This window comes from Micromonospora sp. R77 (assembly GCF_022747945.1).
Taxonomy (GTDB): domain Bacteria; phylum Actinomycetota; class Actinomycetes; order Mycobacteriales; family Micromonosporaceae; genus Micromonospora.
Window position 1 is genome coordinate 114,245 of record NZ_JALDST010000001.1, and the last position, 13,708, is coordinate 127,952.

13 protein-coding genes and 2 pseudogenes are annotated in these 13,708 nt (G+C 74.1%); 10 read left to right on the plus strand and 5 right to left on the minus strand.

What is annotated here, in order from left to right; all coding sequences use genetic code 11:
* Positions 1 to 22: 22 nt before the first annotated feature.
* Entirely contained in the window at positions 23 to 841 is an 819-nt protein-coding gene (locus tag MRQ36_RS00550; RefSeq protein WP_242791400.1) for a sugar phosphate isomerase/epimerase family protein, read from the minus strand.
* Positions 841 to 1,878, minus strand: a complete 1,038-nt coding sequence (locus MRQ36_RS00555) for a zinc-binding alcohol dehydrogenase (RefSeq protein WP_242791402.1) — start codon at positions 1,876 to 1,878, stop codon at positions 841 to 843. The genes MRQ36_RS00550 and MRQ36_RS00555 overlap by 1 nt, the downstream gene beginning before the upstream one ends.
* 118 nt (positions 1,879 to 1,996) lie before the next feature.
* Between MRQ36_RS00555 and MRQ36_RS00560 the strand changes: the two genes are divergently transcribed.
* The 4 genes from MRQ36_RS00560 to MRQ36_RS00575 all read left to right on the plus strand — a co-directional run bounded on the left by MRQ36_RS00560 (position 1,997) and on the right by MRQ36_RS00575 (position 5,902).
* A complete protein-coding gene (locus tag MRQ36_RS00560) occupies positions 1,997 to 3,388 on the plus strand; it encodes an ABC transporter substrate-binding protein (protein WP_242791404.1) in 1,392 nt (463 codons plus the stop codon).
* Positions 3,385 to 4,344 (plus strand): carbohydrate ABC transporter permease, encoded by a 960-nt coding sequence (locus MRQ36_RS00565; protein ID WP_242791406.1) that lies wholly within the window; start codon positions 3,385 to 3,387, stop codon positions 4,342 to 4,344. The genes MRQ36_RS00560 and MRQ36_RS00565 overlap by 4 nt, the downstream gene beginning before the upstream one ends.
* The gene (locus MRQ36_RS00570; protein WP_242791408.1) at positions 4,344 to 5,210 is read left to right on the plus strand and encodes a carbohydrate ABC transporter permease; all 867 of its coding nucleotides are present in this window, start codon (positions 4,344 to 4,346) and stop codon (positions 5,208 to 5,210) included. The genes MRQ36_RS00565 and MRQ36_RS00570 overlap by 1 nt, the downstream gene beginning before the upstream one ends.
* 86 nt (positions 5,211 to 5,296) lie before the next feature.
* Positions 5,297 to 5,902 carry a bifunctional 2-polyprenyl-6-hydroxyphenol methylase/3-demethylubiquinol 3-O-methyltransferase UbiG gene (locus MRQ36_RS00575; RefSeq protein WP_242791410.1) on the plus strand — a complete coding sequence of 202 codons (606 nt, stop codon included), beginning with the start codon at positions 5,297 to 5,299 and terminating at the stop codon, positions 5,900 to 5,902.
* A gap of 62 nt (positions 5,903 to 5,964) precedes the next feature.
* Here MRQ36_RS00575 and eccB read toward each other — a convergent pair.
* A pseudogene (gene eccB, locus MRQ36_RS00580) lies at positions 5,965 to 7,354 on the minus strand (type VII secretion protein EccB).
* A 91-nt stretch (positions 7,355 to 7,445) separates the two neighbouring features.
* Positions 7,446 to 8,831, minus strand: coding sequence for a rhodanese-like domain-containing protein (locus tag MRQ36_RS00585; protein ID WP_242791412.1), 1,386 nt, complete (start codon positions 8,829 to 8,831; stop codon positions 7,446 to 7,448).
* Between the two features lie 181 nt (positions 8,832 to 9,012).
* On the opposite strand from MRQ36_RS00585, the gene MRQ36_RS00590 reads away from it, so the two are divergent.
* The 6 genes and pseudogenes from MRQ36_RS00590 (at position 9,013) to MRQ36_RS00615 (ending at position 12,530) form a co-directional block, all read left to right on the plus strand.
* The gene (locus tag MRQ36_RS00590) at positions 9,013 to 9,282 is read left to right on the plus strand and encodes a metal-sensitive transcriptional regulator (protein ID WP_242791414.1); all 270 of its coding nucleotides are present in this window, start codon (positions 9,013 to 9,015) and stop codon (positions 9,280 to 9,282) included.
* Between the two features lie 183 nt (positions 9,283 to 9,465).
* Positions 9,466 to 9,948: pseudogene (locus MRQ36_RS00595) on the plus strand (rhodanese-like domain-containing protein); the annotation flags it as partial.
* A gap of 90 nt (positions 9,949 to 10,038) precedes the next feature.
* Positions 10,039 to 10,641 carry a rhodanese-like domain-containing protein gene (locus tag MRQ36_RS00600; protein ID WP_242791416.1) on the plus strand — a complete coding sequence of 201 codons (603 nt, stop codon included), beginning with the start codon at positions 10,039 to 10,041 and terminating at the stop codon, positions 10,639 to 10,641.
* Positions 10,638 to 11,546: a sulfite exporter TauE/SafE family protein gene (locus tag MRQ36_RS00605; RefSeq protein WP_242791418.1), complete on the plus strand. Its 909-nt coding sequence runs from the start codon at positions 10,638 to 10,640 to the stop codon at positions 11,544 to 11,546. Before MRQ36_RS00600 ends, MRQ36_RS00605 begins: the two co-directional genes overlap by 4 nt.
* On the plus strand, positions 11,485 to 12,093 hold the full coding sequence (locus tag MRQ36_RS00610; RefSeq protein ID WP_242791420.1) for a class I SAM-dependent methyltransferase: 609 nt from the start codon (positions 11,485 to 11,487) through the stop codon (positions 12,091 to 12,093). The genes MRQ36_RS00605 and MRQ36_RS00610 overlap by 62 nt, the downstream gene beginning before the upstream one ends.
* Positions 12,093 to 12,530, plus strand: a complete 438-nt coding sequence (locus tag MRQ36_RS00615) for a hypothetical protein (RefSeq protein WP_242791422.1) — start codon at positions 12,093 to 12,095, stop codon at positions 12,528 to 12,530. The genes MRQ36_RS00610 and MRQ36_RS00615 overlap by 1 nt, the downstream gene beginning before the upstream one ends.
* Before the next feature lie 63 nt (positions 12,531 to 12,593).
* Here MRQ36_RS00615 and MRQ36_RS00620 read toward each other — a convergent pair whose 3' ends face one another.
* Positions 12,594 to 13,598, minus strand: coding sequence for a zinc-binding dehydrogenase (locus tag MRQ36_RS00620; RefSeq protein WP_242800778.1), 1,005 nt, complete (start codon positions 13,596 to 13,598; stop codon positions 12,594 to 12,596).
* Between the last annotated feature and the right edge of the window lie 110 nt (positions 13,599 to 13,708).

The following is a 13,708-nucleotide window of genomic DNA, read 5'->3' on the forward strand; positions in this document are numbered from 1 at the left end:
CCGGAGCCGGGGGCGGGGGTGCTCACGCCGCGGCCCGCCTGGGCTCGGCGTCCCGCAGCACGGTGGCGGCCTGCCGCAGGGCGCGCAGCGGGTCGCCGCGCAGCCGGCACTCCAGCGCCAGCCAGCCGGGGTAGCCGATCTCGTGCAGCGCGCCCAGCAGGCCCGACCAGTCCAGGTGCCCGGCGCCGGGCTGGTGGCGGTTGGAGTCGCTGACCTGGACGTGCCCGAGGTACGGCGCGGCGGCGCGCAGCGCCTCGGGACCGTCGTCCTCCTCGATGTTCATGTGGTAGGTGTCCGCGACGACACGGACCGAGGGCAGGCCGACGGCGGCGCAGAGGGCAACCGCCTCGTCGAGCCGGTTGACCATGTGGTCCTCGTACCGGTTGAGGGGTTCCAGGAAGAGGGTGACCCCCTCGGCGCGGGCGTGTTCGCCCAGCTCGCCGAGGGCGTCGACGAGCACCTGCCGGTCGCCGGCCGGTGACCGGGGCGGGTCGAACGGTGGCAGCCGGCGGGAGAACATCCCCCAGGCGGCGGGGGTCATCGCGCCGAGACCGCCGAGTTCGGCGATCACCGAGAGCTGGGAGCGCAGGTTGCGGACCGCGTCGCGGGAGCGCTCCGGGTCGAAGTCGCCGATGAAGTGGTCCATCTCGACGCAGACGGTGGGCATGACGACGCCGTCGGACCGGGCGCGGCGCAGCTCCGGCAGCCGGCGGGCGAACGCGAGGTCACCCCGGCCACGCAGCTCGATGCCGTGGTAGCCGAGGCTGGTGGCGAGGGCGAACTTGTCGGACAGCGTGGTGCCGGGGAGCAGCTGCTCCTGGCAGGCGAGTGGGATGGGCATCAGAACCTCAGTACGACTTGGAGAACGTCACCGTCACCGCGGTCGAGCAACGTGAGCGCGTCGGCCACCGCGCCCGCGTCGACGACGTGGCTCACCAGCGGCAGCGGGTCGACGCTGCCCTCGGCCACCAGGTCCATGAAGGTGTGGGCGATCCGGGTGCCGGTCCACCGGCCGGCCAGGCCGGGCAGCGGGGCGGGCCCGGAGACCTGGGCCGCCACCAGTTGGATCCGGTTGTGGTGGAACTCCTCGCCCAGGGCGAGCCCGGCGGCGTACCCCTGGTAGAAGCCGGCGGCGACGACCCGGCCGCCGGGTGCGGTGGCCCGGATGGCCTCGTGCAGCGCCGGGTACGACCCGGACAGCTCGACGCAGACGTCCGCGCCGCGACCGTCGGCGGCGGCGCGCAGCACCGTGGCGGCGGACGCGACGGCGGCGTCGACGGTCAGCCGGGCGCCGAGGCGCGCGGCGACCTCCAGCCGGGCGGGCACCCGGTCCACGGCGACCACCCGGGCACCGGAGAGGGCGGCGAGCCGGGTGCCGAGCAGCCCGATCACGCCCTGCCCGAAGACGCCCACCCAGTCGCCGAGGTGCAGGTCACCGGCGAGGACGGCGGTGAGCGCGATGGCGCCGGGGCGGGCGAAGACGGCGGTGAGGGGGTCCACCCCGGCCGGCAGCGGGCTGACCGCGCCGGCCGGCAGGACTGCCTCGGCACGGTGTCCCCAGATGCCCCAGACGAGCTGGCCCGGGTGGCGGTCGGGGACGTCGGGGGCGACCTCGACGACCTCCCCGACCTCCTCGTAGCCGAAGCCTGCGACCGGGTAGGGGGTGGGGTTCTGGCGGGGCACGAACATCCGGGTGGCGTCGTCCCACTGTTTGGTGAGGCGGGGATTGCTGCCCCGGTAGAGGGTCAGCTCGGTGCCGGCGGAGATGCCGGAGTAGCAGGTGCGGACGCGGACCTGGCCGAGGCCGAGCGGGTCCGCGGGGCAGGGCTCGAGGCTGATCCGTCGAGGCCCGGCCAGAGAGACAACCCAATTGCCCATGGCGTCGCTCCAGGGAAGTACCGGAGGCCATTCTACCAGCTAAATCGGCATATGCGGTTGAATCGATGTATCGATGGGTATAGAAGGCTCGATGTACCCTTCGAGAGGAGTGCCGCCGATGCCAGCTTCTCCGGTGCGCCTGCTGGCCACCACCCTGATCCTCGCAGTTGCCGGGGTCGGAACGGTGGCCTGCGGCGACGACGCGCAGAAAAGTGACAGTTCCCAGATCACCGTCTGGAGCCTGGAGGACGTCGCCGACCGGGTGAACGCCACCAAGGCGATCATCGCCGACTACACCGCGAAGACCGGCGTGAAGGTCAACCTGGTCGCCGTCAACGAGGACCAGTTCCCGTCCCTGATCGCCTCCAGCGCCGCCGCCGGCGACCTGCCGGACGTGGTCGGCTCGGTGTCGCTGGCCGGCATCCGCACGCTGTCCGGCAACGACCTGCTGCACCCCGACGCCAACGCGAAGATCGTCGAGAAGCTGGGTCGGGACACCTTCTCGCCGCGGGCCCTGGAGCTCACCTCCGACGACGGGAAGCAGCTCGCCGTCCCCAGCGACGGCTGGGGCCAGCTGCTGGTCTACCGCAAGGACCTCTTCGCCGCCGCCGGCCTGCCCGCCCCCGACACGTACGACAGGATCGCCGCCGCGGCGGCGAAGCTGAACACCGGCGGGGTCGCCGGCATCACCGCCGCCACCGCCCCCGGTGACGTCTTCACCCAGCAGACCTTCGAACACCTGGCGCTGGCCAACAACTGCCAGCTCACCGACGACGCCGGGAAGGTGAAGCTGGACTCCCCCGAGTGCGTCGAGGCGTTCCGCTTCTACGGCGACCTGGTGCGCAACCACTCGGTGAAGGGCGCGCAGGACGTGGACACCACCCGGGCCACCTACTTCGCCGGCAAGGCGGCCATGGTGATCTGGTCGCCGTTCATCCTCGACGAGCTGGCCGGGCTGCGCAACGACGCCCGGCCCACCTGCCCGCAGTGCCAGTCCGACCCGGCGTTCCTGGCGAAGAACAGCGGCTTCGTCACCGCGATCAAGGGCCCGAACGGCACCGAGCCCGCCCAGTACGGCGAGATCAGCTCCTGGGCGGTGCTCGACGGGGCCGCCTCCCCGGCGTCCTCGTTCGTGGAGTACCTGCTCTCCGACGGCTACCCCCGCTGGTTCGGCATGTCCCCCGAGGGACGCGTCCCGGTACGCCGGGGCACCCCGGACGACAAGGACAAGTTCCTCACCGCCTGGACCACCAGCCCGGCCGGGGTGGACACCAAGAAGCCGCTCTCCCAGGTGTACGGCGACGACGTGCTGGCCACCCTGCGCCGCAGCCCGGACACCTTCGGGCGCTGGGGGCTGCCGCAGGGGCAGGGGAAGCTGGTCGGCGCGATCCTCGGCGAGCTGCCCGTACCGAAGGCCCTGGCCGACGTGGCGGGCGGGAAGTCCGACGCCGCCGCGGCGGCCGCGCGGGCCCGCAGGGACGTCGAGGCGATCGCCAAGGGGGTGAATTGAGCACCACGGCGCCGGAGGCCGGCCGCTCCCCCACCCGGGAGCGGCCCACCCCCGGCCGCCGCCGCCCGCTCACCCTGCGCCGCCGCGAGTCCCGCGCCGGGCTCGCCCTGGTCGCGCCGACCCTGCTCGTCGTGGTCGCGGTGATCGGCATCCCGATCGTCTGGACCGTGGTGCTGGCCTTCCAACGGGTACGCCTCGCCACCCTGCGCAAGACCGGCCTCTTCGGCGAGCTGACCCTGGGCAACTTCGACCGGGTGCTGCACACGCCCGGGTTCGCCGACACGCTCTGGACCACCCTGCTCTACAGCGTCGGCGGGACGTTCGGCTCGATCGCGCTCGGCCTGGTCGCCGCGCTGGTCGTCCGTCGCCCGTTCCGGGGCCGCACCCTGGTCCGGGCGTCGATGCTGCTGCCGTACGTGGCGCCGGTGGTGGCGGTCGCCTTCGTCTGGCAGGTGATGCTCGACCCGCAGCTCGGCATCGTCAACGACTGGGGCCGCCGGTTCCTCGGCTGGGACGCCCCGGTGGCGTTCCTGTCGCAGGACTCCACCGCCCTGTGGACCGTGATCGCGTTCGAGGCGTGGCGCTACTTCCCGTTCGCGTTCCTGTTCCTGCTGGCCCGGCTCCAGGCGGTGCCCGGCGAGCTGGAGGAGGCCGCCCGGGTCGACGGGGCCACGCCGACGCAGCGCTTCCGGCACATCCTGCTGCCGCAGCTGATGCCGGTGATCGGCCTGCTGGGGGTGCTGCGGTTCATCATGACGTTCAACAAGTTCGACGACGTCTATCTGCTCACCGGTGGCTCGGCCGGCACCGAGGTGGTCAGCGTCCGGGTCTACCAGTTCCTGACCGCGCGTACCGACATCGGTGCGGCGGCGGCGCAGGCGGTCGTCCTGGCCGTGGTGCTGATCGTGTTCGTCGCGATCTACCTGCGCTTCTTCTCCGGCCGACAGGAGGCGTGATGGACCGCGACCGGATCGAGACCGTTTCGCTGCGCTGGCTGCGGCGCCTGGTGATCGCCGCCTTCCTGCTGGTCACCCTGCTGCCGTTCTGGTACATGCTGGTGCTGTCGGTACGCCCGATCGAGCGGCTGCTGCTCGACCCGGGCGCGCTGCTGGTGCCGGTGAACGAGCTGACCGTCGCCACGTACGCGGAGGTGCTGCGCTCGGTCGAGCACGGCGGGCAGGGCTTTCTCACCTTCATCCGCAACAGCGGACTGGTCGCGGTCGCCGCGACCCTGCTCACCCTGGTCGTCGCCATCCCCGGCGCGTACGCGGTGTCCCGGCTGCGCTTCTTCGGCCGGCGGCAGGTCAACGTGCTCTTCCTCGCCGTCTACCTCTTCCCGTCGATCGTCATCGCGATCCCGCTCTTCGTGGTCTTCACCCGGGCCGGGCTGCGCGGGTCGCTCTTCGGGCTGGTGCTGGTCTACATCTCGCAGACCCTGCCGGTCTCGGTCTACATGCTGAAGAACTACTTCGAGACGATCCCGGTCAGCCTGGAGGAGTCCGCCGCCATCGACGGGGCGGGGCGGCTGGGCATCATCCGCCGGGTCAGCCTGCCGCTCGCCGCGCCGTCGATCATGGCCGTCGCCCTGTACGACTTCATGATCGCCTGGAACGAGTACCTGTTCGCCCTGCTCTTCCTGGTGGACCGGCCGGACCGGTGGACCGTCTCGCTGGGGCTGTCCCTGCTGGCCGACGGCGTCGAGGTGCCCAAGACGGTGCTGATGGCCGGCTCGGTGATCCTCACCCTGCCCATCGTGCTGCTCTTCTTCGCCGGCGAGCGGCTGCTGACCGAGGGGTTGACCAGCGGCGCGGAGAAGGGCTGAGCCCGCCGGGCCGGCCGCAGCCCGATCGGCCGGCCCGGCGGGACCCGTCCGACACCTGGTCGGGAAGGCCCGGTTACCGTGACTGCATGGCCAAGCCGACCCGTTGGGTGACCGACACCGATCCCGGCCACTCGCAGTGGTATATCGACCGGTTCCGCCGTCTCGCCGCCGAGGGGGCGGACCTGGCCGGTGAGGCGCGACTGGTGGATGCCCTGGTGGCGCCGGGCGCGCGGATCCTGGACGCCGGCTCCGGCACCGGACGGGTGGCCGCCGCGCTGGCCGCCCGGGGACACCGGGTGGTCGGGGTGGACGCCGACCCGGTGCTGGTCGACGCCGCCCGGGCGGACCACCCGGGGCCGCGTTGGCTGGTCGGCGACCTGGCCGAACTGGACCTGCCCGCCCAGGGCGAGGCGGAGCCGTTCGACGCGGCCGTGATCGCCGGGAACGTGATGACGTTCGTCGCGCCCGGCACCGAGCGGTCCGTGCTCACCCGGGTCGCCGGCCACGTCCGCCCGGACGGGCTCGTGGTGGTCGGGTTCGGCACCGACCGGGGATATCCGCTGCCCGACTTCGATGCCGACGCGGCGGCGGCCGGGCTCGGCCTGGAGCACCGCTTCGCCACCTGGGACCTGCGCCCCTGGCGGGACGACGCGGACTTCGCGGTGAGCGTGCTGCGCCGCCCGGCATCCTGAGCCGCACCGGCCGGGCGGCGTACCGGCCGGCCTTGGGGGCGAGGCAGGTCGCGCGGTGCAGGTCAGGCGGGGGCGGCGACCGCGCGGGCGGCGGTCGGGTCGAGGGCGCTGCCGGCCGGGACCAGGTCGACCAGCCCGGCGGAAGCCGCACCGGCCGGACGCCGGCATAGCCGAGCATGCCCAGCACGCCGGCGTCGGCGAGCACGTACCGCCGGCCCAGGTCCGTGACGACGCAGATCGCGCCACCGGACGCGCCGGGGGCGGCGACGGCCTCCACCACCGCGCCCCGACCCGGCTCCACCAGCACCTGGTCGGCGAGCAGGTCGCCCCGCCCGACCGGCGGCACGCTCCGGGGGCGGCGGTGAGGTCCGGCGGGGTGACCCCGGTCCGCACGTCGCGTACGCCGGTGTCGTCGCCGACCCGGGCGCAGATCGCGCCGGTGTCCCCGCCGGCGAGCCGGGGCGGGCCGGTCGGCGGGGCGGCCGGGCCGACGGGCACCAGGTCGGGCCGCTTGGGCAGGGCGGCGAACCGGCCGAGGGTGATCGGCTTCGGCTCACCCTGACCGGTGCGGGCGAGCAGCAGGCTCGCCTGGAGTTCGGTGATGCCGGCCAGCCCGTCCCGCTCCGCCACCGCGTACTGGCGACCGCCGCCGGAGTTGCGGACCAGGTAGACGTCGCCGACGGTGGCACCGGAGACCGCGTCGGACGGCCGGCCGAGCCCTCGCACGGGTGGCGGCGCCAGGTCGGCACCGGCCGGCAGGGTGTTCAGCAGCGCCGGTGCCACCGGCACGGCGCGTTCCCGGGTGGCGGCCAGCGCGGCGAGCACCCGGTCGGTGTCCCGCAGCAGGTAGCGCCGCTGGTGCCAGAGCAGGTGGATGGCGCCGTCCGGGTGCCGCAGCAGGATCCCCTGCTCGCCCAGCGGTTGGCCGCCGGTGGCGTCGCGGCCGATGAGCAGGGCCGAGCGGGGCTCGCCGCGCCCCGGCTCGGTCGACGGGACCGAGCAGACCGTCCACGCGGTGGTGGCGAGCCGGGCCGGGGCGGGCAACGAGTCCGGGGCGTCGGCGATGCCCAGCGGCAGGCCGCGCGGCACGCCGTCGATCGAGCGCCGGGAGACCAGCACGGTCCGCGGCCGTTCCGCCCCGATGATCAGCAGGGCGGAGGCGTAGTTGAGCACCGGGTGCAGCTTCTGCTCCCGATAGACGAACCGGGCGCCGGACTCCTTCTCGACGATCACCGCGCTGCTGTCCCGCCAGGACGTGCCACCCCCGGCGAAGAGGCCGTAGAGGGCGAAGCCGCCGAGCCCGATGACCGCGACCAGGACGCTGGCCAGCCCGGCGCCGGCCAGCCGCCGGAACGGCGACCGCGCCGGGTCGGTCTCCCGCATCACCAGCGCGGCGACCGCCCGCTGCACGGTGAACTGGTACGAGTGGAGCTGGTCCTGCCGCGACGGCATGGGGTCCCTTCCGTGGGTCGGTCGGGGCACAGGATAAGCGCTCCGTCGATCCCTCGGGGACCCTGCGTGGTGCCGCCCTCCCCCGCCCCGGTCAGGCGACGGCGGTGTCGCACACGGCGTGCCAGGCGCCGTATCCGCCGAGCAGGTCGGAGACGTCCCGGCGGCCGGCGGTGCGCAGCACGCTCGCCGCGACCGAGGAGCGGTACCCACCGGCGCAGTGCACGACGACGGGACGGTCCGCCGGCACCTCGTCGAGGCGTCGGGACAGCTCCGCGAGCGGGACGTGCAGCGAGCCGGCGATGGCGCCCTGCTCCCGCTCGCCGGCGTTGCGCACGTCGAGGACCACGGGCGGGTCGGCGCTCTCCAGCGCATCGCGCAGTTCGGTGGCGGTGCGGCGGCGGGCCGGGGTCAGTTCGGCCGCCAGTTCGACCAGCGCGGTCTCCGCGTCCCGGAGGTGTCCGACCACCCGGTCGAAGCCGATCCGGGCGAGTCGTACGACGATCTCCTCCTCCCGGTCGTGCGGGGCCACCACGAGGACCGGGCGGTCCGGGGCGACGACGCTGCCGGCGGTCTCCGCGAAGCGGCCGTCGGCCGGAACGTTTATCGCACCGGCCAGGTGCCCGGCCGCGTACTCGTGCGGGTCGCGGGCGTCGACCACGACCGCGCCCTCGGCGCGGGCCCGGGCGAACTCGGCGGTGGTGAGCGGCCGGGCCGCGGCGGTGGAGTCGAAGAGGTCGCGGGCCCGGCGGTTGAGCACGGCGTCGAAGGCGAAGTAGCCGGGCGCAGCGGGCTGGCCGCCGGTGACCAGGGCGAGGAACTGTTCCCGGCTCATCGGCGCGCAGGCGTAGTTGGTGCGGCGCTGCTCGCCGATGGTGGACTGCCGCTCGGTGGAGAGGTTCTTGCCGCAGGCGGAGCCGGCGCCGTGGGCGGGGAAGACCCGGACCTCGTCGGGCAGGCCCATCAGCTTGCGCTGGACGCTGTCGTAGAGCATCGCGCCGAGTTCGTCGGCGGTGACGCCGAACGAGGCGAGCAGGTCGGGGCGGCCGACGTCGCCGATGAAGAGGGCGTCGCCGGTCAGCACGCCGTACGGCACGATGGCGTCGGCGTGCTCGTGGACCAGCACGCTGATCGACTCCGGGGTGTGGCCCGGGGTCTCCATGATCTCCAGGGTCACGTCGCCGAGGCTGATCCGCTCCCCGTCGGCCAGCTTGCGGATCGGGTACTCGGTCTCGGCGCGGCGTCCGTAGCCGATCCAGGCGCCGGTCGCGGCGGCGACCTCCAGGTGGCCGGCGAGGAAGTCGGCGTGGAAGTGCGTGTTGATCACTCCTTCGATGCGCAGGCCGCGCGCCCGGGCGTCGGTCAGGTACTCGTCGATGTCGCGGCGGGGGTCGACGAGCACGGCCCGGCCGGTGGCCTCGTCCGCGACGAGGTACGACGCCTGGGACAGGCAGTCCAGGTAGTACTGGGTGAACAACATGGTGCGGACTCCTTCACGACGATGACGGGCGATGTACCGACCGTAGCGCATACCCCCGGGGGTATATTCCGGCCAGGGAGCGGGGAATCGCCGCGGGTGGATCCGGGGTTCAGGATACCGGTGGGGGTATGCGATGGTATGCCGGTACCCCCTGGGGTATGTTGGGGAGCAGGAGGTAACCGTGAAGCTTCGACCCGAGATGACCGGTGACGCACTGACCCGGCTCAAGCGAGCCCGGGGCCAGCTCAACGCGGTCATCGAGATGATGGAGAGCGGCCAGGACTGCCGCGAGGCGCTGACCCAGCTCGCCGCCGTGTCGAAGGCGATCGACCGGGCCGGCTTCAAGATCATCGCCTCCGGCATGCGGCACTGCAACGCCGCCCGCGAACGCGGTGAGACGCCGGAGATGACCGAGGAGGAGCTGGAGAAGCTCTTCCTCTCCCTCGCCTGAGGCACCGACTCGCCCGAGGCGCCGACCTCCGCCCACGCCGCCTGACCACGGCGTGGGCGGGTAGTCGCCCGTCCGGAACAAGAGCGCACTCTGCCCACTGGATACCCCCGGGGGTATAAAGAAGGGAAGAACGACATGACCGTGCAGGTGTCCGTCCTCGCGACGTCGTCGCTCGGCGACAGGCTGGGCCGGCTGATCGACTGGGGCGCACCGGTCACCCTGCTCGCCGACACCCCCGAGCAGGTCGCCGACGCCCAGCGGGAACTGGTCCGACTCGGCATCGACCGGCCGGCCGCGCAGGCCACCGGGACACCCGAGGAGTGGGCGGCCGCACCCGGCGGGCTGCGGGAGCTGCGGACGGCCGACTTCCCGGCGCTGGCCGCCGCCCGGGCGGGCGCCACCCCGGCCGGGCTGCCCCACCCCGACGTCGTGCTCGACGTCCGGATGACCGACGAGTGGCGGGCCGGGCACGTCGACGGTGCCGTGCACGTCCCCCTGCCCGACCTGCCCGGACAGCTCGCCGACGTACCGGCCGGCACGGTCTGGGTGCACTGCGGATCCGGCTACCGGGCGACCGCTGCCGCGTCGCTGCTGACCAACGCCGGCCGCGAGGTCGTCGTGATCGACGACCGGTTCGACCGGGCCGGTGTCGCCCTGACCGCCTGACCCCACCCGCCCGTACCGGCCGACGCACCCGCGCCGGCCGGCGTACGACCCTGCCGTCGAGCCTGGCGGTTTGTCCCCGAAAGAGGAGAGATGAGCACTTCCGCGACCACCCCCCGCCCGGCCACCATCGACGCCGCGAGCCTGCGCGAACTGATCGACTCCGGACGCGCACCCCGTCTGCTCGATGTGCGCACCCCGGCCAAGTTCGAGACGTCCCACATCCCCGGCGCCTACAACGTCCCGCTGGACCTGCTGAGGGAGCACCGCGCGGAACTGCGCAACCACCTGGCCGAGGACGTGGTGCTGATCTGCCGCTCCGGCGCCCGGGCCACCCAGGCGGGACAGTCCCTCGCCGGGGTCGGGCTGCCGAACCTCAAGGTCCTCGACGGCGGCATGCTGGCCTGGCAGGCCGGCGACGCACCGGTCCGGCAGGGCACCCCCCGCTGGGACCTGGAGCGCCAGGTCCGCCTCTTCGCCGGGTCGATCGTCCTGGTCAGCGTCGTGGCCTCGATCTTCGTGCCGGGCCTGAAGTGGGTCGCCGGGCTGATCGGCGCCGGGCTCACCTTCGCCGCGGTCACCAACACCTGCGCGATGGGGATGCTGCTCGGCAGGCTGCCCTACAACCGGGGCGCCAGCTGCGACCTGGACACCATCGTCGGCCAGCTGCGGGAGAGCACCGGAGCGCGGGCATGACCGGGACCCTGGCCCTCACCGTCGGGCTGGCCGTGCTGATCGGGGTCGCCCTCGGCCTGCTCGGCGGCGGCGGGTCGATCCTGGCCGTGCCGCTGCTGGTCTACGTGGCCCACCTGCCCGCGAAGGAGGCGATCGCCACCTCCCTGCTGGTGGTCGGCGCCACCAGCGCGGTGGGCGTCCTGCCCCACGTCCGGGCGCACCGGGTCCGCTGGCGTACCGGACTGGTCTTCGGGCTGGCCGGGATGACCGGCGCGTACGGCGGCGGCCGGCTGGCCGAGTTCGTCCCGGCCGGCGTCCTGCTCACCGGCTTCGCGCTGATGATGCTGGCCACCGCCGTCGCGATGATCCGCGGTCGGCGGCCGGTCGAGGGCCGGCCGGTGCCGCACGAGCTGCCGATCCTCCGGGTGATCGTCGACGGCGTGGTGGTCGGCCTGGTCACCGGCCTGGTCGGGGCCGGCGGCGGCTTCCTGGTCGTGCCCGCGCTCGCCCTGCTCGGCGGCCTGCCGATGCCGGTCGCGGTCGGCACCTCCCTGGTGGTCATCGCGATGAAGTCCTTCGCCGGGCTGGCCGGCTACCTCTCCAGCGTCAGCATCGACTGGGGCCTGGCCGCCGCGGTGACCGCCGCCGCCGTCGTCGGCAGCTTCGTCGGCGGCCGGCTCGCCGGTCGGATCCCCGCCGACGTCCTGCGGAAGTCGTTCGGCTGGTTCGTGGTGGTGATGGGGGTCTTCGTCCTCGCCCGGCAGCTACCCGTCGGGTGGGCGCTCGGACTGGTCGCCGTCGCGGCCTCGGCGGTGGGCGGTACGGTCACGATGATGCTCTGGGGACGCCGGACGGAGGGACACAGTGGACAGCCACGCGTGGGACACCCGGTACGCGAACACGCCGGGACTGGTGTGGAGCGCTGAGCCCAACCGCTTCGTGGTCGAGTCGGTCACCGGGCTGGCCCCCGGTGCCGCGCTCGACCTGGCCGCCGGCGAGGGACGCAACGCGGTCTGGCTCGCCGGGCAGGGCTGGCGGGTCACCGCGGTGGACTTCTCGCCGGTGGCCGTCGAACGGGGCCGTGAGCTGACCGCCCGGCACGGCGTGGAGGTCGAGTGGCGGGTGGCGGACGTGACCGCGTACCGGCCGGTGCCCGGCTCGTACGACCTGGTGCTGCTGATCTACCTGCACCTGCCCGCCGCCGCCCTGGCCGGCGTGCTGGCCTCGGCCCGGCGGGCGCTGCGCCCGGGCGGCACCCTCGTGGTGGTGGGCCACGACCTCGCCAACCTCGAGGGCGGCATCGGCGGCCCGCAGGACCCGGCGGTGCTGCTCACCCCGGAGACGGTGGTCGACGGGCTCGCCGGGCTGCACATCCGGCGGGCCGAGACGGCCCGCCGCCCGGTGGCCACCGCCGACGGCCGTACCGTCGACGCCCTCGACACGGTCGTCGTCGCGAGCCGATCGGCCGACTGATGGCCCCCGTGCGGCGCGACGACGCTCAGCCGCCCACGCTCCGCCCCGCGACACCGGACGAGCCGGACGAGCCGGGCCGGACGGACCAGTTCGGACCGCCCGACCCGGCCACCGCCGATCCGGCACTCGAGGACCCCGGCCCCTGGACCGACGCGGTGCTCCTCTTCGTGGTGCCGTTCGCGCTGCTGGCGTGGCTGGCCGTCGCGTACTGCGTGCTCGCGCTCTGGGCCGGGCGGACCAGCATCGAGGGCATGCTGACCTTCTCGGCGCTGGTGCTCCTCGTCCCGACGAGCGCGCTGACCGCAGCGGGCACCGCCGTCACGATCGTCCTGCTGCACCGCCGTGGCTCGCCCCGGGCCGCCCGCGCCGTCGGGTGGCTGGGCCTGCTCGGGCTGGTCGCCGTGGTGGTCTCCGCCGGTCTGGCGTTGGCTCTCTGACCCGGTGGCGCTGCCCGACCGGCCGGCATCCGGCCCGATCGGACGGATGCCGCCGGCCGGCGGTCAGGGGCGCAGGATCAGCCGGATCGGGTTGCCCTGCTTGTCGTGGACCCGCCGGACCGCCTCCGCCGCGTCGGCGAGCGGCAGCACGTCGCTGACCGACGCGGCCAGGTCGAGCCGGCCCTGGCCGGTCAGCGTCACCAACTGGTCGACGTGCTCGGCCTCCGAGCCGTAGTGCCCGTGCACGGACTGCCCGAGATAGGTGAACCGGCTGTCGGAGGCGATGGTGACCGGCTGGTTGGCGATGCCGGCGAGCACCAGCCGGCCGCGCCGGCCGAGCACCGTCAGCGCCTGTTCGCGGACCGGCGTGACGCCGGCGAAGTCGAAGGCGACGTCCAGCCCCCGGGCGGCGGTCAGCTCCAGCACCGCATCGCGGAAGCCGTCGTCCTTCGGGTCGAGCGCCACGTCCGCGCCGAGGGTCAGCGCCCGTTCCCGGGCCGCCGGCAGCGGGTCCACCGCGATCACCGGGGCGGCGCCGACCAGCCGCAGCAGCTGCACCGCGTGCGCGCCGAGGCCACCGACGCCCCACACCCCGACGGCCTCCCCCGGCCGGGTCCGGGCGGTGTCGGTCACCGCCGCCCACGGCGTGGAGACCGCGTCGGGGATGATGCACGCCTGCTCGAAGGGCAGGTCGTCGGGGATCGGCACCAGGGTGTCCTCGCGGGCGAGGGCGTACTCGGCCCAGCCACCGTCGTAGTCGACGCCCCGGGTGAGCACCGTGCCGCGCCGGTCCCGCTCCCCGGCCTGGAGCAGCACCCGCTGCCCGGGGAGCCAGCCGTCCACGCCGTCGCCGAGCGCGTCGACGGTGCCGGCCACCTCGTGACCGAGGGTCACCACATCGCCGGCCAGGTAGAGCGGGGTGAGGGTGCCGTCGATCAGGTGCACGTCCGACAGGCACACCCCGGCGGCGACGACCCGGACGCGGACCTGCCCGCGACCCGGCTCCGGCACCGGCACCGACTCCATCCGCAGCTCTCGTCCGGTCACGTGCAGCCGTCCGGCCAGCATCTCCGCCACGCCGTTCTCCTCTCGGGACATCTCGACCGGTTCGCGTACCCCGGACGGGGCGGACGATGCCGGCACGGGCGAAAAAGCGCAACCCCGGCGGACCGTCCGGC

Excerpts from the sequence above, each read along its gene's own strand:
- MRQ36_RS00620 (WP_242800778.1), bottom strand. The coding sequence starts at position 13,598 with ATGCTGGCCGGACGGCTGCACGTGACCGGACGAGAGCTGCGGATGGAG.
- MRQ36_RS00555 (WP_242791402.1), bottom strand. The coding sequence starts at position 1,878 with ATGGGCAATTGGGTTGTCTCTCTGGCCGGGCCTCGACGGATCAGCCTC.
- MRQ36_RS00560 (WP_242791404.1), top strand. The coding sequence starts at position 1,997 with ATGCCAGCTTCTCCGGTGCGCCTGCTGGCCACCACCCTGATCCTCGCA.
- MRQ36_RS00605 (WP_242791418.1), top strand. The coding sequence starts at position 10,638 with ATGACCGGGACCCTGGCCCTCACCGTCGGGCTGGCCGTGCTGATCGGG.
- MRQ36_RS00550 (WP_242791400.1), bottom strand. The coding sequence starts at position 841 with ATGCCCATCCCACTCGCCTGCCAGGAGCAGCTGCTCCCCGGCACCACG.
- MRQ36_RS00585 (WP_242791412.1), bottom strand. The coding sequence starts at position 8,831 with ATGTTGTTCACCCAGTACTACCTGGACTGCCTGTCCCAGGCGTCGTAC.
- MRQ36_RS00615 (WP_242791422.1), top strand. The coding sequence starts at position 12,093 with ATGGCCCCCGTGCGGCGCGACGACGCTCAGCCGCCCACGCTCCGCCCC.
- MRQ36_RS00575 (WP_242791410.1), top strand. The coding sequence starts at position 5,297 with ATGGCCAAGCCGACCCGTTGGGTGACCGACACCGATCCCGGCCACTCG.
- MRQ36_RS00570 (WP_242791408.1), top strand. The coding sequence starts at position 4,344 with ATGGACCGCGACCGGATCGAGACCGTTTCGCTGCGCTGGCTGCGGCGC.
- MRQ36_RS00600 (WP_242791416.1), top strand. The coding sequence starts at position 10,039 with ATGAGCACTTCCGCGACCACCCCCCGCCCGGCCACCATCGACGCCGCG.